The following is a 20,401-nucleotide window of genomic DNA, read 5'->3' as shown; positions in this document are numbered from 1 at the left end:
CCCAAACGTTACATATTCGACACGTCGGGGGACCGTCGCGATGCTGCCACCACATCTTCGCAGATCGTCCGCATCCGCATGTCGTGATGGCGTTGCCCGGGAACCGGGGCGAAGCGGTCGATGTTCACTCGACCAGTAACGAAACGAAAATCAGCATAACGGGGCGATAGCCATATGGATCAGCTTTCTGGATACGCGCGCAGGCCATTTGCCTTTGTCTTGCGCTATCTCCGGCGTCGTCTCGCGTCGCATTTGGTGATCCTGGCCGCGGTCGTGGGGGCCGTTGCCTGCTCCGTAGGCACTCAATATGGCGTCAAGGCTTTGGTCGATGCCTTGTCCGCCGGGCCCTCGCATGGCGGCGGCGTATGGCTGGCATTCATTCTGCTCATGTCACTGATCGCCGCCGACAACTTCCTGTGGCGGATCGCGAGCTGGACGGCGAGCTTCACCTTTGTCCGGGTCACGGGCGATTTACGGCGCGACATCTTTCGTCATCTGACCGGGCACGCGCCGAGCTATTTCTCGGATCGCATGCCCGGCATGCTGACGAGCCGCATCACGGCGACGTCGAACGCGGTGTTCACCGTCGAGAACATGTTCGTCTGGAATGTGTTGCCGCCGTGCATTGCCACAATTGCGGCAATCTTGCTGATTGGAACCGTCAGTCCCTATATGGCGCTCGGCTTGATCCTGATCGCCGGCGGCATGGTGGCTGCGATGTTTCGTCTGGCCGCGGCCGGCAAGCCCCTGCATGACGATTTCGCCGACAAGGCCGCGGTGGTCGACGGCGAGATGATCGACGTCATCAGCAACATGCCGCTGGTGCGCGCCTTCTGCGGCATCAGCCACGAGCATGAGCGGTTCGACGCGACGGTGAACCAGGAGCTGACCGCGCGAAGCCGCAGCCTGCGCTATCTGGAGAAGCTGCGGCTGCTGCATGCCGCCATCACCGTGCTATTGACCATTGCGCTGATGGCCTGGGCCATCTCGCTCTGGCAGAAGGGCGAAGCGACGACCGGCGACGTCGTGCTGGTCTGTACGCTTGGCATCTCCATCCTGAGCGCCACGCGCGATCTCGCGGTGGCGCTGGTCGACGTCACCCAGCACGTCGCGCGTCTGACCGAGGCGATCGCCACGCTGCTGGTGCCGCACGGGCTCCGCGACCATCCCGAGGCCGAGCCCCTGGTGAAGAGCGGCGCGGCCATCGCGTACAACAACGTCACCTTCGGCTATCCCGGCGGCGACAAGATCTTCGAGCGCTTCAGCCTGCGCCTGCAGCCCGGCCAGCGCGTCGGACTGGTCGGCCAGTCCGGTGGCGGCAAGTCGACGCTGTTCACACTGCTGCAGCGCTTCTACGACGTCGATGAGGGCAACATCACCATCGACGGCCAGGACATCGCGAAGGTGACGCAGCTGAGCCTGCGCGAGGCGATTTCCGTCGTGCCGCAGGACATTTCCCTGTTTCATCGGTCGATCCGCGAGAACATCCGCTACGGCCGGCCGAACGCGACCGACGACGAGGTGCTGCGCGCGGCGATCGCGGCGCGCTGCGACTTCGTCGAGAGCCTGCCCGAGGGTCTCGACACCATGGTGGGCGACCGCGGCGTCAAGATGTCGGGCGGCCAGCGCCAGCGCATCGCCATCGCGCGCGCCTTCCTGAAGGATGCGCCGATCCTGCTGCTGGACGAGGCGACCGCCGCGCTCGACAGCGAATCCGAGGAGGCGATCCGCGAGGCGCTGTCGCGCCTGATGCGCGGCCGCACCGTGATCGCGATCGCCCATCGACTCGCGACGCTGCGCAATTTCGACCGTGTGGTGGTGCTGAGGAATGGTAAGATCATCGAGGACGGCTCGCCCGAGCGTCTGATGCAGGGTCACGGGCCGTATCGTGAGCTGGTCACGCAGGAAATGAGCCGGCTCGCGCAAGCTGCCGCGTAACCAACAGTCGCGTTCTCGAGTCGGTCGCGTTTCGAAACAAGCGCAGGGGAGCAGCTCATGTCGGCCGAAGCCGTAACCAAGTTCGTCTCCGTGACGCGGACCCCGGAACAGGTCGCGGAACAGCCCTTCTACATTCCGATGACCGGGCCCTCGGCCCGGCCGCGGCGTTCGCTCAAGCACGACGACACGTTCATCGTGCTCGACAGCCACGGCGACATCGGCGCGTCCGCCGGCGGGCCAGACGGGCTGTTCCATCACGACACGCGCTACCTCGCGCGGCTCGAGCTGGTGCTCGACGATCTCCAGCCATTGCTGCTCGGCTCCAATCTGCGCGACGACAATTCGGCGTTGACCGTCGACCTCACCAATCCGGACATCTATCGGCAGGGCAACCTCGTTCTGCAAAAGGACCTCTTGCACGTCGTGCGCACGATCTTCCTGTGGCGCGGCACCGCCTACCAACGCATCGGGGTGCAGAACCACGGCGACCGGCGCACCAGCTTCAACCTGACGCTGCTGTTCGGCAACGACTTCGCCGATCTGTTCGAAGTCCGTGGCGAGCGGCGACCGCGCCGCGGGATCGGAACGAGCCGGCTGCTCGGGCCGACCGACGTGCTGTTCGAATATCGCGGTCTCGACGACACCGAGCGGACCACCGGGCTGCATTTCGATCCGCGTCCGACGCGGCTCTCGGTCGATGCCGCAACCTGGGAGCTCGACCTGGAGCCGCACCAGGCCAAATCGCTGTTCGTCGCCGTATCCTGCAACCGGCCGGTGACGGAAAAGCCGGTGCGGTTCTTCCCGGGTCTGCTGGCGCACCGCCGCGAGATGCGGCTTCAGACGGCCGGGGCCGCCAGCATCGAGACCTCCAACAACATCTTCAACGAGGTGCTGTGCCAGGCCATGGCCGACCTCAACATGCTGATGACCGAGACGCCGCAGGGCCGTTATCCCTATGCCGGCATTCCCTGGTACTCGACCACGTTCGGGCGCGACGGCCTCATCACCGCGCTGCAGATGCTCTGGGTCGATCCGCGCATTGCCAAGGGCGTCCTGCGCCGACTCGCGCATTTCCAGGCCACGGCCGTCGATCCGCTCGCCGACGCCGCGCCCGGCAAGATCCTGCACGAGATGCGCGGCGGCGAGATGGCCGCGCTCGGAGAGGTGCCGTTCGCGCATTATTACGGCAGCGTCGATTCGACCGCGCTGTTCGTGCTGCTCGCAGGCAGCTATTTCGAGCGCACCGGCGACGAGGCCACGTTGATCGAACTGTGGCCCGCGATCGAGGCGGGGCTGGCCTGGATCGACGGTCCGGGCGATCCCGACCAGGACGGCTTCGTCGAATACCAGCGCGCGACCGAGAAGGGGCTGGCGAACCAGGGCTGGAAGGATTCTTACGATGCGATCTTCCATGCCGACGGCCAGCTTGCCGAGGGCAATATCGCGCTTGCGGAGGTGCAGGGCTACGTCTTTGCCGCCAAGCAGCTCGCCGCGCGTTGCGCGCTGCGGCTCGGCAAGCCGGACCGCGTGCGCAAGCTCGAGGCCGAAGCCAAGGCACTCGCCGAGCGCTTCGAGCAGGCGTTCTGGTGCGAGGAGCTCGGCACTTATGCGCTCGCGCTCGACGGCAAGAAGCGGCCCTGCACGGTCAGGACCTCGAATGCCGGGCAGGTCCTGTTCAGCGGCATGGTTCGCGAGGACCGCGCGCGTCTCGTCGCCGCCGATCTGATGCGGCCGCATTTCTTCTCGGGCTGGGGCATCCGCACCGTCGCGCAAGGCGAGGTGCGCTACAATCCGATGTCCTATCATGACGGATCGATCTGGCCGCACGACAATGCGTTGATCGCGCTGGGGCTGGCGCGCTACGGCCTCAAGCATACGGTGGCGCATGTCTTCAAGGGTCTGTTCGACGCCGCGACCTACATGGACCTGCGGCGGTTGCCCGAATTGTTCTGCGGCTTCCGGCGCGAGAAACGGCGCGGGCCGACGCTCTATCCGGTCGCCTGCGCGCCGCAGGCCTGGGCCAGCGCGACGCCGTTCACGCTGCTGGAGGCGGCGCTGGGCCTCGAGTTCGACGTCGCGCGCGGCGAGATTCGTCTGCGCAACCCGCATCTGCCGGCGTTCCTCAACGAGGTGATCCTGCACGATCTGCGCCTCGGCGACTCCAGCGTGGACTTACGCGTTAGTCGTCACGGCGACGACGTGGCGCTGGAAGTGTTGCGCACGCGCGGTCAGATTCAGGTCTCGATCGTGCTGGCGCGCTAGCTGCGCAAGGAGGAGGTCATGCGCGCGACCGGATGGTTGGTTCTAAGCGTGGCGATCGTCGCGGGCTTGACGGTCGCCGTATCGCGCGCGGCGGAAGAGCCGGCCGCAGCGCCATCTTCACCTCCGACCGAAGCAAACGCACCGGCAACGGTACAACCGCCGGCTTCCGTCGTGCCCGTCACGCCCAAGGACGCCGCGCCGCCGCCATCGGTGACCATCATCGGCGCGAGCGAGGCCCACGGTGTGCTCGGCCGCGACGTTCGCAGCGCCGCCGGCGAGGACATGGGCCGCATCGTCGACGTCATCGTCGACCGCACCGGTCATGTCCGCGCTGCGGCGATCGATTTCGGCGGCTTCCTCGGCGTCGGCAGCCGCAAGATCGTCGTGGACTGGAACGCGCTGCGCTTCGGCAAGATCGCCAACAAGAAGGACAGCATCATCCTGGAATTGACCAAGGCGCAGGTCGCGGCCGCACCGGAATACAAGGAGGACACGCCGATCGTCGTGCTCGGCGCGTCCGGCAGCCTTCAGCCGCTGCAAGCGATTCAGTGAGGTGCAGGGAGGGCTGACCGCCCGTGCTGTTGTCGAGGAAGCCGAACCATGCAGATCGCGGCGGCGGCGTCGAGCAGGACAACGTCGCGGTGCACACGGCTGCGGGCATTCCGGCGCCGTCGCGCCAGAGCCTGCGTGGCCTCGACTGGTTCATCTTCTTCCTCGCCGACGTGCAGACCGGATTCGGCCCCTTCATCGCGGTCTACCTGACGACGCAGAAATGGACCCAGGTCGAGATCGGGCTCGTGCTGTCGATCGGTGGCATCGTCGCCCTGATCGGCCAGATGCCGGGCGGTGCGATCATCGATGCCGCGAAGTCGGAGCGCCTCGTCGCCGCCCTCGCGATCGCGGCCATCGGCGCCTGCGCGCTGGCCTATGCGGCGATGCCGATTTTCCCCGTCGTGGTCACCGCCGCCACGTTGCATGCGATGGCGAGCTGCGTGCTCGGGCCCGCGATCGCGGCGATCAGCCTCGGCCTCGTCGGCCCGCTCGCGATCGGCGAGCGGCTCGGCCGCAACGCGCGCTTCGCCTCGCTCGGCAACGGCGTCGCGGCGGCGGTGATGGGCACCGCGGGCTATCTGTTGTCGAGCCGCTCGGTGTTCCTGGTCACCTTCCTGCTCGCGATCCCGACCCTGATCGCACTGTCGCGCATCCGCGAGAACGAGGTCGACATCAGGCGCTGTCACGGCGAGATGCCGCCTGAAGCCGCCGATCGCGGCGACCCCAATATCTGGCACCTGATCCGGCAGCGCCCGCTGATCGTGTTCGCGCTCAGCGTGCTGCTGCTGCAGCTGGCGAATGCCGCGATGATGCCGCTGATGGCGAGCGCGGTGACGGCGCGGTCGAGCCAATGGGCGACCGTGCTCGTCGCCTTTTGCATCGTCGTTCCGCAAGCGATCGTGGCGCTGGTGTCGCCGACGGTCGGGCGCAAGGCGCAAGCATGGGGCCGCCGGCCCCTGCTGCTGATCGGATTCGGCGCACTGGCGATCCGCGGCCTGTTGTTTGCGACCGTGCGCGATCCGTATCTGTTGGTGCTGGTGCAGGTGTTCGACGGCATTACCGCCGCGGTATTCGCGGTGATGATCCCGCTGATCGTCGCCGACGTCGCGTTCGGCAGCGGGCATTTCAATCTGGCGCAGGGGATCGTCGGTACCGCGATGGGCATCGGCGCGTCGCTGAGCACGGTGCTTGGCGGCTACGTCAGCGACAAGTTCGGCAATGCCACCGCGTTCATCGGGCTGTCCGGCGTCGCCGCAGCGGGACTGCTGCTGATCCTCTTTGTGATGCCGGAGACGCGGCGCACGGGTCTGGTCGCCGCGAAAGAAATGGCCGGCTGAACGAGTTCAGCCGGCCAAAGTGGTTGGGGAGGTAGATTAAGGATCAGGCGTCGAGATTGTGCAGGCGCTGGCGGTTGCGCAGCACGATCTGGCGGGCGCCGGAGAAACCGAGGATGCCCTGAGCGTGAAGCTGCGACAGCGCGCGCGACACGGTCTCCAGCGTGAGGCCGAGATAGTCGCCGATGTCGCGGCGGCACATCGGCAGCGCCATCATGCCGGCAACGGCGAGGCGGCGATCCATTTCGAGCAGGAAGGTCGCAACGCGCTCCATGGCGGTCTTGCGGCCCAGCAGCAGCATGTGGTCCTCGGCATGGCGAAGCTCGCCGGCGGTCATGGCCCAGAGCTTGCGGGCGACCTGCACGTCGGTGCCGGCGGCCTTTTCGAGGCTCGCGCGCTTCACGAGGCGAACGGTGGTGTCGATGATGGCTTCTGCGGCGAGGCGGTGCGTGGGACCGGATTCGAGGCCGAACACGTCGCCGGGAAGATGGAAGGCGCCGATCTGGCGGCGGCCGTCGGAGAGAAGCTTGTAGCTGCGCACCGCGCCGGTGACGACCTGGTAGACATATTCGGCCGCCTCGTCCTCGCCATAGATCTCCTCGTCCTTGCCGTAGGAGAACTCGGTGGCGACCAGGCCGACATGGCCGGCGATGGCGCCGAACTGGTCGGTAACGGGGTGGGCAGGAGCAATCTTGCCACCGACTTGGGTGTTGATCGCCTGGGTGTTGAGCGTCTGGGTCAGCATCTGCGCCATCTCCGTTGTGATGACGCTTTCCTACGCGGTATCGGGTGCTTCGAAAATTTCGCGAGATATCTTAAGGGGGGTGCCTTACGTAGAATCCCGTAGGTCAGGCGTGGGGGCGGTCCTTGATCGCGTGGCGGATGCATTTGACGAGATTTTCGTCGAGAAGCGGCTTCAAAACCACGTCCTTGATGCCCGCCGTCGCAGCCCGGGCCGAGATGTTCTCGTCGGGATAGCCGGTGATCAGGATCACGGGCGCGTCGCGGTCGGATTTGCGCAGCCGGCCGGTCAGGTCGATGCCGTTGATGTCGGGCATCTTGTAGTCGATGACGTAGCAGTCCGGCCCTGGCGCGGCGCCGAGATTGAGCAGCGCCGTGCCGCTCCTGAAGGTTCGCACGGCGAAGCCGTCGGTCTCCAGCAGAAACCGCAGGGATCCCAGGACTGCGGCATCATCGTCGACCACAAAGACGGTGGGCTGTGGGGAGGACGACGGCCGCGCACGATATGGGCTGACCTCAACCATGCTCTCTGGTTAGCACGGCGCCGTGAAGCCGCCTTGACCTGCCTCAATCCTTGAGCATGCCGGCGCGCATCGCCAGGCGAACCAGTTCCGAAAGGCTGCTCGCCTGCATCTTGGTCATGACGTTGGCCCGGTAGACCTCGATCGTCCGCGGGCTGATGTCGTATTCGCGGGCGATCAGCTTGTTGGAGAGGCCCGCGACCAGCCCCTCCATGACCTGGCGCTCGCGCGGGCTCAAGGACGCGACGCGGGCAGCGATGTCCTGCGCGACGGCCTCGTTCTTGGCGGCGGGCTCGGCCTGGCGGATCGCCGATTCGATCATGGCGGTGAGACGGTCGTCATCGAACGGCTTTTCCAGGAAGTCGACGGCCCCGAGCTTCATCGCCTCGACCGCCAGCGGCACGTCGCCATGACCGGTCATGATCACGATCGGGAACGGGCTTTGCTGCGCCTTCATCCGCTTCAAGAGCTCGATGCCGTCGAGGCCGGGCATGCGCACGTCGGAGACGATGCAGCCGAAATCGAGGCCGGGCAGGGCTTCGAGAAAGGCGAGCGCGTCGTCGAACAGGGTGACGGCGAAGCCGGCGGAATCCAGCAGGAAGTTCAGCGAGTCCCGCATCGCCGCGTCGTCGTCGATGACGTAGACATGTCCCTTGGTCGTCATGAATCAGCTCTCGTCGGTTGCCGGCAGGGTGAAGCGGAATGTCGCTCCGCCCGCTGCGTTGCTCTCGGCCCACATGCGGCCGCCATGGGCCTCGATGATCGAGCGGCTGATCGAGAGTCCCACGCCCATGCCGGTGTCTTTGGTGGTGAAGAAGGTCTGGAACAGGTTTGGAATGATGTCTTCCCGGAACCCGATGCCGGTGTCGGAGACTTCCACCTCGATCATGCCGTCGGCGACGCGGGTGTTGGCGACGACGAGCTCGCGCCGCTGCGACTGCGCCATGGCCTCGAGCGCGTTGCGGAACAGGTTGACCAGCACCTGCTGAATCTGCACCCGGTCGGCGAGAACGAGGTCGGCGTCGGGATCGAGGCTGAAGCGGAGCTGCACGTTTTGCTCGCGCGCGCCGGCGAGCCCGAGCGCGCCGGCTTCCTCGATCAGCTTGGACAGGCTCTCGACCCGCTTCTCCGATTCTCCGCGGGAGACGAAGTCGCGCAGGCGGCGGATGATCTGGCCGGCGCGCAAGGCCTGCTCCGCGGCGCGGTCCAGCGCGCTTTCGACCTTCGGCATGTTGGGATCGGTGCTGCCGGCGAGGAGGCGCCGCGATCCCTTCATGTAATTGCTGATCGCCGCCAGCGGCTGGTTGAGCTCGTGGGCGAGGGCGGAAGCCATCTCGCCCATCGCGGTGAGCCGCGACACGTGCACGAGCTCGGATTGCAGCTCCTGGAGCCGCGCCTGGGTCTGCTGGTGCTCGGTGAGGTCGCGCACGAAGCCGGTGAAATAGGGCTCGCCCGCGCGTTGCGTCTTCCCGACGGACAGGTGCATCGGGAACGTCGTGCCGTCGCGGCGTTTGCCCGTCACGATCCGGCCGATGCCGATGATGTGCGGATCATTGGTCCTGAGATAGCGCGCGAGATAGCTGTCGTGACGCGACTGATCGGGCTCCGGCATGAGAATGCTCACGTTCCGCCCGATCGCTTCCTGCCTGCTGTAGCCGAACAGCCGCTCCGCGGCGCTGCTGAAGAGCTGCATGATGCCGCGTGAATCGATGACGATCATGGCGTCGGGCACCGTTTCGAGAATCGAGCGAAGATGATTCTCCTGGGAGCGCAGCGCCTCCTCGAGCTGCTTCTCCTCGTTGATGTCGAGGAATATCCCGCTGAGGTGACGCGGCGTGCCCGCATCGTCCCGGATCACGCCGGCCCTGGCCCGGATCCATTGGCCGTTACCGGACGCGCCGCCGATCTTGAAGGACAGGTCGAGACCCCCGCCGCCTTCCGAGGCGCGCCCGATCGCTTTCAGGAGATGGTCCCGATCGGCGGGCTGCAAGAGCGAAAGAAAGAGATCGTAGCTGACGGCCTGGTCCGGCTGCAGGCCAAACAGCCGCCTGGCCATGTCCGACCATTCGAGTTCGCGGGTCTGCAGGTCGAGGTCCCAGGTGCCGACGCCGAATCCCTCGATGCGGACCCGGAAATGCTCGCCCCGACCATCGTCTGCCGGATGGGTCACGCGGGTCGGCGCCAAGCTCTGCTCCTATTCTCGGCGGGCCGGCAGGATGCCTTTACCGCTTCTACAATGTCGCCCAAGGCTTGCCAGGAGGCAAGCGCGGACGTTGAATCCACTGGCGGATTCCCATCGCACGGAGAGCGGGCCACCAGCAGCGTCGGATTTGATCTATCTCAGCCTGTTGCGCGGCAGCAGGTCTAGGATTCGAAAAAATTCTGTAATGCTGGAGATATCCGATGACATACGCGACCGTCATGGTCAGCCTGGCGCTCGATCAGCCCAACGAAGCGCGTCTTCAGGTCGCAGGCGAGCTCGCCGAACGATTCGAGGCGGCCATCATCGGGGTCGCAGCAGCGCAGTTCGCCCCGCCGCTCTATTTCACCGACGGCGCCGAGGCGCAAGCGCTGATCGACGACGGCGAAGCTTCGATCAGGCGGCGGCTCGCCGGCCTCGAAGCGCAATTCCGCGCGGCCGTAAAAAATCGCGGCGGGCATGCGGAGTGGCGCAGCGCCATGGACTATCCGGCGCGCTTCGTCGCGGCGCAGGCGCGTTGCGCCGACATCGTCGTCAGCGGTGGGCAGAGCCCGGCCTTCTCCGATGCTTTCTCGCTGGCGAGCCCCAAGGACCTGGTGATGCAGGCCGGCCGCCCGCTGCTCGTCGTTCCCGACAGGGCCAACTGGCTCGATCTGCGCAACGTGCTGGTGGCGTGGAAGGACACGCCGGAAGCGCGGCGGGCGGTGGCGGGCGCGCTGCCGATGCTGCACAAGGCGAAGGACGTCACCATCGTCGAAATCCCAGAGCGGGGCGACGACCGTTCGGCCGTGATGGCCGGGATCAGCGACGTTGCCGCCTGGCTCGGCCGTCACGGCGTCACCGCGACGGCGCGGGTCCTGGAGGCCGCAGGAAACGAAACCGCTGCTGCGCGGTTGGAGAAAGTCGCCGGTGACATCGGCGCCGGCCTGATCGTCGCGGGCGCCTATGGTCATTCGAGATTTCGCGAACTGATCCTCGGAGGCGTCACCCAATATCTGGTGACGCAAACCGCCCGCAGCGTGCTGCTGTCGCACTGACCATCCGGCCGGCCAATTGAGGAATCGAGGAGGACGCGCCGTGTATCAATTTCTTGAACAGACCGTCGACGGCTACATGACGCGCAACGTCAAGACGGTGCAGCGCGGCCTCGACTTGTTCCAGCTCAGCGAGATGTTCGAGACCGACGATTTCAACTCCTACCCCGTCGAAGACGACGGGCAGGTGGTCGGCATCGTCACCAAGTTCGACATCCTGAAGTGCTTCGCCTTCACGCCGAGCCAGATGTTGCCGCGCTACGACGACCTGATGAGCCGCAAGATCGGCGACGTCATGACGCCCGAGTTCATCTATGTGAGCCCCGACACGCGGCTGACACGCGTGCTCCAGATCATGGTCGAGCACCGCATCAGGAGCATCATCGTGCTCGACGGCATAGAGAAGCTGGTCGGCATCATCGCGCGCGAGGACGTCATCGCGGCGCTCAAGGCGACGGCGCGGGAGTGACGTCTGGATACTTCGGTTCCAACCTCCGTGATTTCACGGAGGTGTCTCCAAGCATGCCTACAGAACCAAGCTCTCGCGTGTGATGGCGCTGCGCGCGGGGCGAAAAGGCACTCAGCTGGCGGCACATCGGCTCACATTAACAGAAATCCATCCATCTTGATTTCAATCAATTCCCCGCGAGGGTGGATGTGGTTTCTGGCAGCGTGTTCTTTCAGAGAGAATCCGCATGAGCCAGCCCTCCATCTCAAAATCCATGACCATCGGTGAAAGCGGCTTGGCTGTCGTATTCGCAGTCACCGCTTTCCTCTGCGTGATCGCCTCGGCCAAGGCGCTCGATGCGCCCTTCGCATTCCACGCCGCGCTCAGCGCGGCGGCGAGCGTGGCTGCGGTGTTCTTCATCGTCAACCGCTACTTCGAACGGCCGGCGGCTTTGCCGCCGCAGGAAATCAACGGCCGACCCAACTACAACATGGGGCCGATCAAGTTCTCCGCCTTCATGGCGATGTTCTGGGGCATTGCCGGATTCCTCGTCGGTCTCATCATCGCCTCGCAGCTGGCCTGGCCCGCGCTGAACTTCGATCTGCCGTGGACCAGCTTCGGCCGCCTGCGGCCGCTGCACACCTCCGCCGTGATCTTTGCCTTCGGCGGCAACGTACTGATCGCGACCTCCTTCTACGTGGTGCAGAAGTCCTGCCGTGCGCGCCTTGCCGGCGACCTCGCGCCGTGGTTCGTCGTGGTGGGCTACAACTTCTTCATTCTGATCGCTGGCACCGGCTATCTGCTCGGCGTCACCCAGTCGAAGGAATATGCCGAGCCGGAATGGTACGCCGACCTGTGGCTGACCATCGTCTGGGTGGTTTATCTGCTGGTCTTCCTCGTCACCGTCATCAAGCGCAAGGAACCGCACATCTTCGTCGCGAACTGGTTCTATCTCGCTTTCATCGTGACGATCGCGGTGCTGCATCTCGGCAACAATCCCGCGCTGCCCGTGTCCGTGTTCGGCTCCAAGTCCTACATCGCCTGGGGCGGCATTCAGGACGCCATGTTCCAGTGGTGGTACGGCCACAACGCTGTCGGCTTCTTCCTGACCGCCGGCTTCCTCGCCATCATGTACTACTTCATCCCGAAGCGCGCCGAACGGCCGATCTATTCCTATCGGCTGTCGATCATCCACTTCTGGGCGCTGATCTTCCTCTATATCTGGGCCGGCCCGCACCATCTGCACTACACGGCGCTGCCTGACTGGACGCAGACGCTCGGCATGACCTTCTCGATCATGCTGTGGATGCCCTCCTGGGGCGGCATGATCAACGGCCTGATGACGCTGTCGGGCGCCTGGGACAAGCTGCGTACCGATCCCGTGCTGCGCATGCTCGTCGTCTCCGTCGCCTTCTACGGCATGTCGACCTTCGAAGGCCCGATGATGTCGATCAAGGTGGTCAACTCGCTCAGCCACTACACCGACTGGACCATCGGCCACGTGCATTCCGGCGCGCTCGGCTGGGTCGGCTTCGTCTCCTTCGGCGCGCTGTACTGCCTGGTGCCGTGGGCCTGGAATCGCAAGGGTCTCTACAGCCTCAAGCTCGTCAACTGGCACTTCTGGATCGCCACCCTTGGCATCGTTCTCTACATCTCGGCGATGTGGGTGTCCGGCATCCTGCAGGGCCTGATGTGGCGCGCCTACACCTCGCTCGGCTTCCTCGAATATTCCTTCATCGAGACCGTCGAGGCGATGCATCCCTTCTACATCATCCGCGCCGCAGGCGGCGGCCTGTTCCTGATCGGCTCGCTGATCATGGCCTACAATCTCTGGATGACGGTTCGCGTCGGCGAACAGGAAGTCCAGATGCCCGTCGCTCTTCAGCCGGCGGAATGAGGAGCTCAAGCAATGTCGTTCTGGACACGCCACCAAATCTTCGAAAAGAACTCGATCATCCTGATCGTCGGCATCCTGCTGGTGATTGCGGTCGGTGGTCTCGTCGAGATCACCCCGCTGTTCTACCTCAAGAGCACGATCGAGAAGGTCGACGGGGTCAGGCCCTACACGCCGCTCGAGCTCGCCGGACGTAACGTCTACGTCCGCGAGGGCTGCTATCTCTGCCACTCGCAGATGGTCCGGCCCCTGCGCGACGAGGTCGAGCGCTACGGCCACTTCTCGCTCGCCGCCGAGAGCATGTACGACCACCCGTTCCAGTGGGGCTCCAAGCGCACCGGTCCGGATCTCGCCCGCGTCGGCGCCAAGTATTCCGACGAATGGCACGTCACCCATCTGACCAACCCGCGCGCGATCGTGCCGCAGTCGGTGATGCCCGGCTATCCGTTCCTGAGCAAGGCCGAGGTCGACCCGGATGCGATCGCCGGCGACATGCGCGCGCTCAAGACCGTCGGGGTCCCCTATAGCGACGAACAGGTCGCCAATGCCGCCGCCGACCTGAAGGCCCAGGCAGATCCGGACAATGCCGGCACCGACGGCTTCACTAAGCGCTACGCCAAGGCCGTCGTACGCAATTTCGACGGCAAGACCGGCACGCCGACCGAGATGGACGCGCTCGTCGCGTACCTGCAGATGCTCGGCACGCTGGTCGACTTCAAGATCTACAACGAGAAAGCCAATCTTCGCTGAGAAGGCATGAACGATGAAAGCCATCCTGACCGTCCATAATCTTGCGTCCGATCTCGTGACGACGATCTGGACCCCGGCGTTCGTCGCGATCTTTCTCGCGATCATCGCCTACGCTTTTTGGCCCCGTAACAAGGCTGCGTTCGACAAGGCAGCGCACCTGCCCTTGCGGGAGGAGTGAGACATCATGACCGATCATTCTAGCGACATCGATTCCGTCTCGGGCAAGTCCACGACCGGGCACGAGTGGGACGGCATCAAGGAGCTCAACACGCCGCTGCCGCGGTGGTGGGTGATCTGCTTCTACCTCACCATCGTCTGGGCGATCGGCTATTGGATCGTCTATCCGGCCTGGCCGCTGATCCAAAGCAACACCACCGGCCTGTTCGGCTACTCCTCGCGCGCCGACGTCGCCGTCGAGCTCGCCAACCTCGAGAAGATCCGGGGTGACAAGATGGCGGCGCTGGGCACGGCCTCGCTCGTCGATATCGAGAAGGACCCGGCTCTGCTGGCGCTCGCCCGCGCCAAGGGCAAGACCGTGTTCGGCGACAATTGCGCGCCGTGCCACGGTTCCGGCGGTGCCGGCGCCAAGGGTTACCCGAACCTCAACGACGACGACTGGCTGTGGGGCGGCACGCTCGACCAGATCATGCAGACCATCCAGTTCGGCGCGCGTTCCGGCCACACCAAGACCCATGAGGGCCAGATGCTCGCCTTCGGCAAGGACGGCGTGCTGAAGGGCGACGAGATCGTCACGGTCGCCAATTACGTGCGGTCGCTCTCGGGCCTGTCCACCCGCAACGGCTATGACGCCGCCAAGGGCCAGAAGATCTTCGCGGAGAATTGCGCCGCCTGCCACGGCGACGCCGCCAAGGGCAACCAGGAGATGGGCGCACCTGATCTGACCGACAAGATCTGGCTCTACGGCTCCGACGAGGCGAGCCTGATCGAGACCATCAGCCAGGGGCGCGCCGGCGTGATGCCGGCCTGGGAAGGCCGGCTCGATCCCGCCACCATCAAGGCGATGGCGGTCTACGTCCACTCGTTGGGCGGCGGTAAATAGGCCGTTCCGCGACCGACGACTTCCGGCGGGGGCGAAGAAAAGCGCCCCCGTTTGAGCTGGATCAACTGATGCGGCGGTGTCGGGTCTAGGTTTAATCGCACCTCTTGAAAAGTTTTGGCGATGAACAAGACCGTGAACCCGAAAGACCTCACAACGGACGATGACTACGGGCCACTCTACGCAGCCCGCAAGAAGGTCTATCCCCAGAGCGTGTCCGGTACATTCCGCCGGATCAAATGGGGCCTGATGGCGTTCTGCCTCGGCGTCTACTATTTCCTGCCCTTCGTGCGCTGGAATCGCGGTCTCGGCGCGCCGAGCCAGGCGGTGCTGATCGATCTTCCCAACAGCCGCTTCTATTTCTTCTTCATCGAGCTGTGGCCGCAGGAGGTCTATTACTTCACCGGCCTGTTAATCGTCGCCGCGGTGGCACTGTTCCTGATGAACTCCATCGGCGGCCGGATCTGGTGCGGCTATCTCTGTCCGCAGACGGTGTGGACCGACCTGTTCTATGCGGTCGAACGCCTGATCGAGGGCGACCGGCGCGAGCGCATGAAGAAGGATGCCTCGAGCGATCCGATGAAGCTCGAGCGCATCTCCGAAATCGTGCTCAAGCATTCGATCTGGCTCTTGATCGCCTGGTGGACCGGCGGCGCCTGGGTGCTCTACTTCAACGACGCGCCGACCCTGGTGAAGGAGCTCGTCACCTTCCAGGCGCCGATGATCGCCTATACCTGGATCGGCATCCTCACCGCGACGACCTACATCCTCGCCGGCTACATGCGCGAGCAGGTCTGCACCTATATGTGCCCCTGGCCGCGTATCCAGGCCGCGCTCACCGACGAATGGGCGCTCAACGTCACCTATCGCTATGACCGTGGCGAGAAGCGCACCTCGGTGAAGAAGGCCGCCGAGCTGCGCGCGCTCGGCCAGCAGGTCGGCGATTGCGTCGACTGCTACCAGTGCGTGGCGGTCTGCCCGACTGGCATCGACATCCGCAACGGACCGCAGATGGAATGCATCCAGTGCGGGCTCTGCATCGATGCCTGCGACAACGTGATGACCAAGATCGGCCGGCCGAAGCGGCTGATCGGTTACGACAACGACATCAACATCCACCGGCGCCAGGAGGGCAAGGCGCCGATCTACCGGATCGTCCGCGCCCGCACCGTCGTCTACAGCGCGATCATCGCGGCGGTCGGCGGCATCATGATCTATACGCTGGCGACCCGCAGCCTGCTCGACGTCAACGTGCTGCACGACCGCAACCCGGTCGCGGTCAAGCTCAGCGACGGCTCGATCCGCAACGCCTATACGGTGCGGCTCCTGAACAAGAGCGGCTATGACCGCGTCATCGCGATCGACGCCAATGGGCCGGTCAACTCGACCGTTCACGTCGTCGGAGTCGATTCGGTGACGCCGGACCGGCCGATGATCGTGATCCCGCGCGATGCCACGAGCGAGCTGCGGCTCCTCGTCACCGCGCCGGCCGACAACAATCCGGAGAAGTCGATTCCGGTCCACTTCCACGTCACCGACATCGGGCTCGGCGTTGTCGCTTCCGCCACCGACAATTTCGTCTCGCCTTGAGAATCAGGAGACTGCCATGGCTTCCAAGCCGCTGACCGGAACCAAAGTCTTCCTGATGCTGGTCGCTTTCTTCGGCCTCGTGATCGGCGTCAACGTCACGATGATGAAGCTCGCGATCGCGACGCTGCCCGGCACCGACGTCGACAGCCCCTACGCCGCGGGCCTGACCTATGAGCACGAGATCTCGGCGGCGCAGGACCAGGCCGCGCGCAAATGGAAGGTCAACGCCCATATCGAGCGCCGCAACGACGGCGGCGCTTCGGTCCAGGTCGAAGCCCGCGATGCCGGCGGCCAGCCGATCTCCGGGCTGAAGTTCGGCGGCCGGCTGGAGCGGCCGACCGACAAGCGCGCCGACCTTGCGGTCGAGCTCAGCGAAGCCGGCAGCGGTCTCTATCGCGGCAATGCGGCGTCGGTCGCGCCGGGCCAATGGGACCTGGTGATCGAGGGCGAGGCGCGGGGGACGCGCGTGTTCATGTCGCGCAACCGCGTGATCCTGAACTGAAGGATTCCGTCATGCAGGTCACGCGCGATTTCTCTCACTATGTCCGCGACGCGGGTGAGGGCCTCCGGCACATCGATCTCGCCGTCGAGGGCGTTCACTGCGCCGGCTGCATGGCCAAGATCGAACGCGGGCTCTCGGCCATCCCCGACGTTACGCTGGCGCGCGTCAACCTCACCGACCGCCGGGTCGCGCTGGAATGGAAGGCGGGCACGCTCGAGCCCGACCGCTTCATCGATCGGCTCGAAGAGCTCGGCTACAAGGCCTATCCGTTCGAGACCGAGAGCGCCGAGGTCACCGAGGTCGCCGAATCCCGCTTCCTGCTGCGCTGCCTCGGGGTTGCGGCCTTTGCCACCATGAACGTGATGATGCTGTCGATCCCGGTGTGGTCGGGCAACGTCTCGGACATGCTGCCGGAGCAGCGCGACTTCTTCCACTGGCTGTCGGCGCTGATCGCGCTGCCGGCGGCGGCCTATGCCGGCCAGCCGTTCTTCCGCTCGGCTTGGCGCGCGCTGTCGGCGAAGACCACCAACATGGACGTGCCGATCTCGATCGGCGTGATCCTGGCGCTCGGCATGTCCGTGGTCGAGACGATCCATCACGCCGAGCATGCCTATTTCGATGCGGCGATCATGCTGTTGACCTTCCTGCTGGTCGGCCGCTTCCTCGACCAGAACATGCGACGGCGGACCCGCGCGGTCGCCGGCAATCTCGCGGCGCTGAAGGCGGAGACGGCGGCGAAGTTCGTCGGGCCCAGCGAGATCTCGCAGGTGCCGGTCGCGGCGATCCATCCCGGCGACATCGTGCTGCTCCGGCCCGGAGAGCGCTGCGCGGTCGACGGCACCGTGATCGAAGGGCGTTCGGAGATCGACCAGAGCCTGATCACCGGCGAGACACTCTATGTCACGGCCGAGCAGGGCACGCCGGTCTATGCGGGATCGATGAACATCTCCGGCAGCTTGCGGGTGCGGGTCTCGGCCGCCTCCGAGGCGACGCTGCTCGCCGAGATCACGCGGCTGCTCGACAACGCGCTCCAGGCGCGCTCGCGCTACATGCGCCTCGCCGATCGAGCCTCGCGGCTCTACGCGCCCGTGGTGCATGCGACCGCGCTTTTGACCATCCTCGGCTGGGTCATCGCGGGTGCCTCCTGGCATGATGCGATCGTGACCGGCGTTGCCGTGCTGATCATCACATGTCCCTGCGCGCTCGGGCTCGCGATCCCGACCGTGCAGACGGTGGCCTCGGGGGCGATGTTTAGGGCAGGTGTGCTGCTCAATGCGGGCGATGCGATCGAGCGACTGGCCGAAGCCGATCATGTGATCTTCGACAAGACCGGCACGCTGACGCTGCCCGAGCTCGAAGTCATGAACGCGGCCGATATCCCCGCCGATATTTTCGAGCTCGCCGGCCGGCTCGCGCTCTCGAGCCATCATCCGGTGGCGGCTGCGGTTGCGCAGGCTGCCAGTGCGAAGTCTCCGATCGTCGGCGCTGTGGAGGAGGCCGGGCAGGGCGTCCGTGCGACCGTCGACGGCGTCGCGCTTCGCCTTGGTCGCCCCTCCTTCTGCGGCGCCGAGGCGCTGGTCGGCGTCGCCGCCCTTGATCCCGAGGCCTCCATCGTGGCGTTCAGCAAGGGCAGCAAGAAGTTCATCCTCTCGGTTCGCCAGGGCCTGCGCCCCGATGCGCAGGCCGTGATCGCAGCGCTGAAGGAGCGCAACGTCGGCATCGAGATCTTGTCCGGCGACCGCGAGCCCACGGTGAAGGCGGCGGCGCATGCCCTCGGCATTCCCGAATGGCGTGCCGGCGTCACCCCGGCCGACAAGATCGCGCGCATCGAAGAATTGAAGCGGCGCGGCGCAAAGGTGCTGATGGTCGGCGACGGCATGAACGACGCGCCCTCGCTGGCGGCGGCCCATGTCTCGATGTCCCCGATCTCGGCCGCGCATCTCAGCCAGGCCACCGCCGATCTCGTCTTCCTCGGCCGGCCGCTGGCCCCCGTCGTCGCCGCCATCGACGCTTCGCGCAAGGCGCTGCACCTGATGCGGCAGAACCTCTGGCTTGCGATCGGTTACAATGTGCTCGCGGTGCCGGTTGCGATCAGCGGCGTCGTGACGCCCCTGATCGCGGCCGCGGCCATGAGCGGATCGTCGATCCTGGTGATGCTGAACTCGCTGCGCGCCCGCAGCGCCTCGCGGGAGTTCGTGTGATGGAGATCCTGGTCATCCTGGTCCCGCTGGCCTTGATGCTCGGAGGTGCCGGCCTCGTCGCTTTCCTGTGGTCGCTCAGGAGCGGCCAGTACGACGATCTCGACGGCGCCGCCTGGCGTGCGATTGCCGACGACGAGCCGCCGCAGGAAGCGCCGGCGAAACGCTAGCGTTTGAGGGCGAAAGTAAGCAAGGCCGCTAGCGCGAGGACGGCCCCGACACCCCAGATGCAGGCTTGCCAGCCGAAGCTGTCGAACAGCCGGCCGAGCACGGCCGTACCGACCAGCCCGCCGCAGAAATAGCACGCGAGATAAGCCCCGCTGGCGATGCCGCGGTTGTCGGCTGCGGCCTGTCCGACGAAACCCGTCGCGGCGGCCTGCGCGAAGAACGTGCCGACGCCGACCAGGACCATGCCGGCGAGCACCTCGCCGAGATGCGGCGCCAGCATCAAGGGCAAGCCGAGCCCAGCGACGGCGAGCGCACTCCAGATCGTGGGCCGCGTTCCCAGCCGCGCGGCAACCTTGCCGGCCAGAAGCGTCGTGACGATCGAGGGCAGGAAGACGAAATAGACGAGGCCGAGATCCATCATGCCGAGCGACAGCGGCGGCCGCACCAGCACGAAATTGACGTAGGTGAAGGTGCCGATGAAGGCGAACAAGATGCAGAAGCCGATGCCGAAAGCGGCGCGCAGCTGCGGATTGCGCCAATGCTCGATGGTGGCGGCAAGCGGCGAAGCCGCCGGCATCATCGCATGCATCGGCCGCACGCGGTTGACGGTGAGATAGACCAGCGCCGCGCCGGCAAGATTGAGCGCCGCGAAGAAATAGAAGTTCCAGGCGAGGCCGAGGCCATCGGCCAATGCGGCCGAGATCAGCCGGCCGACGAAATTGCTGGCGACATTGCCGGTGATGTAGGCGGCAAACGCGCCGCCGGCGTCCATGGCGCTGCATTGCTCGCCAAGATAGGTGAGGGTGAGCGCGAAGGCCGACGCCATGCACAGGCCCTGCGCGACCCGCAAGGTGGTGAAGACGGCAAGATTGGGCGCGACGGCCAGCAGGCTGGTGGGGATCGCAAGCAGGGCCAGGCTCAGCAGGATGCCGGTTCGCCGGTCGATATGCGGGCTGAAGAAGCCCACCACGAGACTTGCTGTGGCCATGCCGAAGGTGCTGGCGTTGACGGCAAAGCCCATTGCCGCGGGCGTGACGTCGTAGTGCCGCGTCAGCGAGGGCAGGATCGCCTGCGTCGCGAAGAGATCGACGACCGTCAGGAAGGCGGTGAGGCCGATCACGAGCGAGCGAAACGCGAGGCCAGGGGAATGCGCATCCGCCGTCATCGCGGTCGGTTTCACGGACGCAGAGAGAATAGTCATGACGGGGCTCT

Annotated in this window: 19 protein-coding genes; 14 read left to right on the top strand and 5 right to left on the bottom strand. The window is 65.5% G+C overall.

Features of this window, described 5'->3' with window-relative positions; genetic code table 11:
• Nucleotides 1-174 precede the first annotated feature (174 nt).
• The 4 genes from ACNJYD_RS27665 to ACNJYD_RS27650 are packed head-to-tail and all read left to right on the top strand — an operon-like array spanning nucleotide 175 to nucleotide 6,089.
• A complete protein-coding gene (locus tag ACNJYD_RS27665; protein ID WP_172783907.1) occupies nucleotides 175-1,938 on the top strand; it encodes an ABC transporter ATP-binding protein in 1,764 nt (587 codons plus the stop codon).
• A gap of 57 nt (nucleotides 1,939-1,995) precedes the next feature.
• Nucleotides 1,996-4,200, top strand: a complete 2,205-nt coding sequence (locus tag ACNJYD_RS27660; protein ID WP_260382729.1) for an amylo-alpha-1,6-glucosidase — start codon at nucleotides 1,996-1,998, stop codon at nucleotides 4,198-4,200.
• Between the two features lie 18 nt (nucleotides 4,201-4,218).
• Nucleotides 4,219-4,752: a PRC-barrel domain-containing protein gene (locus ACNJYD_RS27655; RefSeq protein ID WP_439363884.1), complete on the top strand. Its 534-nt coding sequence runs from the start codon at nucleotides 4,219-4,221 to the stop codon at nucleotides 4,750-4,752.
• A 23-nt stretch (nucleotides 4,753-4,775) separates the two neighbouring features.
• Complete coding sequence (locus ACNJYD_RS27650; protein WP_439363883.1) at nucleotides 4,776-6,089, top strand: MFS transporter; 1,314 nt, start codon at nucleotides 4,776-4,778, stop codon at nucleotides 6,087-6,089.
• A 43-nt stretch (nucleotides 6,090-6,132) separates the two neighbouring features.
• Here ACNJYD_RS27650 and ACNJYD_RS27645 read toward each other — a convergent pair whose 3' ends face one another.
• The 4 genes from ACNJYD_RS27645 to fixL form a co-directional block, all read right to left on the bottom strand.
• Entirely contained in the window at nucleotides 6,133-6,831 is a 699-nt protein-coding gene (locus ACNJYD_RS27645; protein WP_172783911.1) for a helix-turn-helix domain-containing protein, read from the bottom strand.
• A gap of 103 nt (nucleotides 6,832-6,934) precedes the next feature.
• Nucleotides 6,935-7,351, bottom strand: a complete 417-nt coding sequence (locus ACNJYD_RS27640; protein WP_172783912.1) for a response regulator transcription factor — start codon at nucleotides 7,349-7,351, stop codon at nucleotides 6,935-6,937.
• 43 nt (nucleotides 7,352-7,394) lie between these two features.
• Nucleotides 7,395-8,012 (bottom strand): response regulator FixJ, encoded by a 618-nt coding sequence (gene fixJ, locus ACNJYD_RS27635; RefSeq protein ID WP_172783913.1) that lies wholly within the window; start codon nucleotides 8,010-8,012, stop codon nucleotides 7,395-7,397.
• 3 nt (nucleotides 8,013-8,015) lie between these two features.
• The gene (fixL, locus tag ACNJYD_RS27630) at nucleotides 8,016-9,533 is read right to left on the bottom strand and encodes a sensor protein FixL (RefSeq protein ID WP_172783914.1); all 1,518 of its coding nucleotides are present in this window, start codon (nucleotides 9,531-9,533) and stop codon (nucleotides 8,016-8,018) included.
• Nucleotides 9,534-9,751: 218 nt separating this feature from the next.
• Between fixL and ACNJYD_RS27625 the strand changes: the two genes are divergently transcribed.
• From ACNJYD_RS27625 to ccoS, 10 genes are all read left to right on the top strand, one after another.
• Nucleotides 9,752-10,585, top strand: coding sequence for a universal stress protein (locus tag ACNJYD_RS27625; RefSeq protein ID WP_172783915.1), 834 nt, complete (start codon nucleotides 9,752-9,754; stop codon nucleotides 10,583-10,585).
• Between the two features lie 40 nt (nucleotides 10,586-10,625).
• Nucleotides 10,626-11,051, top strand: coding sequence for a CBS domain-containing protein (locus ACNJYD_RS27620; protein WP_172783916.1), 426 nt, complete (start codon nucleotides 10,626-10,628; stop codon nucleotides 11,049-11,051).
• 226 nt (nucleotides 11,052-11,277) lie between these two features.
• Nucleotides 11,278-12,927 (top strand): cytochrome-c oxidase, cbb3-type subunit I, encoded by a 1,650-nt coding sequence (gene ccoN, locus ACNJYD_RS27615; RefSeq protein ID WP_172783917.1) that lies wholly within the window; start codon nucleotides 11,278-11,280, stop codon nucleotides 12,925-12,927.
• A 12-nt stretch (nucleotides 12,928-12,939) separates the two neighbouring features.
• Nucleotides 12,940-13,674, top strand: a complete 735-nt coding sequence (gene ccoO / locus ACNJYD_RS27610; RefSeq protein ID WP_439363882.1) for a cytochrome-c oxidase, cbb3-type subunit II — start codon at nucleotides 12,940-12,942, stop codon at nucleotides 13,672-13,674.
• A 13-nt stretch (nucleotides 13,675-13,687) separates the two neighbouring features.
• On the top strand, nucleotides 13,688-13,852 hold the full coding sequence (locus ACNJYD_RS27605) for a cbb3-type cytochrome oxidase subunit 3 (RefSeq protein WP_172783919.1): 165 nt from the start codon (nucleotides 13,688-13,690) through the stop codon (nucleotides 13,850-13,852).
• Nucleotides 13,853-13,858: 6 nt separating this feature from the next.
• Nucleotides 13,859-14,734 (top strand): cytochrome-c oxidase, cbb3-type subunit III, encoded by an 876-nt coding sequence (ccoP, locus tag ACNJYD_RS27600; RefSeq protein ID WP_172783920.1) that lies wholly within the window; start codon nucleotides 13,859-13,861, stop codon nucleotides 14,732-14,734.
• Nucleotides 14,735-14,854: 120 nt separating this feature from the next.
• Complete coding sequence (gene ccoG / locus ACNJYD_RS27595; protein WP_439363881.1) at nucleotides 14,855-16,321, top strand: cytochrome c oxidase accessory protein CcoG; 1,467 nt, start codon at nucleotides 14,855-14,857, stop codon at nucleotides 16,319-16,321.
• Nucleotides 16,322-16,337: 16 nt separating this feature from the next.
• Nucleotides 16,338-16,823, top strand: coding sequence for a FixH family protein (locus ACNJYD_RS27590; protein ID WP_212254757.1), 486 nt, complete (start codon nucleotides 16,338-16,340; stop codon nucleotides 16,821-16,823).
• 11 nt (nucleotides 16,824-16,834) lie between these two features.
• A complete protein-coding gene (locus ACNJYD_RS27585; RefSeq protein ID WP_439363880.1) occupies nucleotides 16,835-19,024 on the top strand; it encodes a cation-translocating P-type ATPase in 2,190 nt (729 codons plus the stop codon).
• Nucleotides 19,024-19,191, top strand: coding sequence for a cbb3-type cytochrome oxidase assembly protein CcoS (ccoS, locus tag ACNJYD_RS27580; RefSeq protein WP_008550618.1), 168 nt, complete (start codon nucleotides 19,024-19,026; stop codon nucleotides 19,189-19,191). The genes ACNJYD_RS27585 and ccoS overlap by 1 nt, the downstream gene beginning before the upstream one ends.
• Here ccoS and ACNJYD_RS27575 read toward each other — a convergent pair.
• Nucleotides 19,188-20,390 carry an MFS transporter gene (locus tag ACNJYD_RS27575; protein WP_439363879.1) on the bottom strand — a complete coding sequence of 401 codons (1,203 nt, stop codon included), beginning with the start codon at nucleotides 20,388-20,390 and terminating at the stop codon, nucleotides 19,188-19,190. The genes ccoS and ACNJYD_RS27575 overlap by 4 nt on opposite strands.
• Nucleotides 20,391-20,401 lie beyond the last annotated feature (11 nt).

Source organism: Bradyrhizobium sp. SPXBL-02, from assembly GCF_051853065.1.
Classification (GTDB): Bacteria; Pseudomonadota; Alphaproteobacteria; order Rhizobiales; family Xanthobacteraceae; genus Bradyrhizobium.
This window is presented reverse-complemented; position numbering and strand designations above follow the sequence as displayed.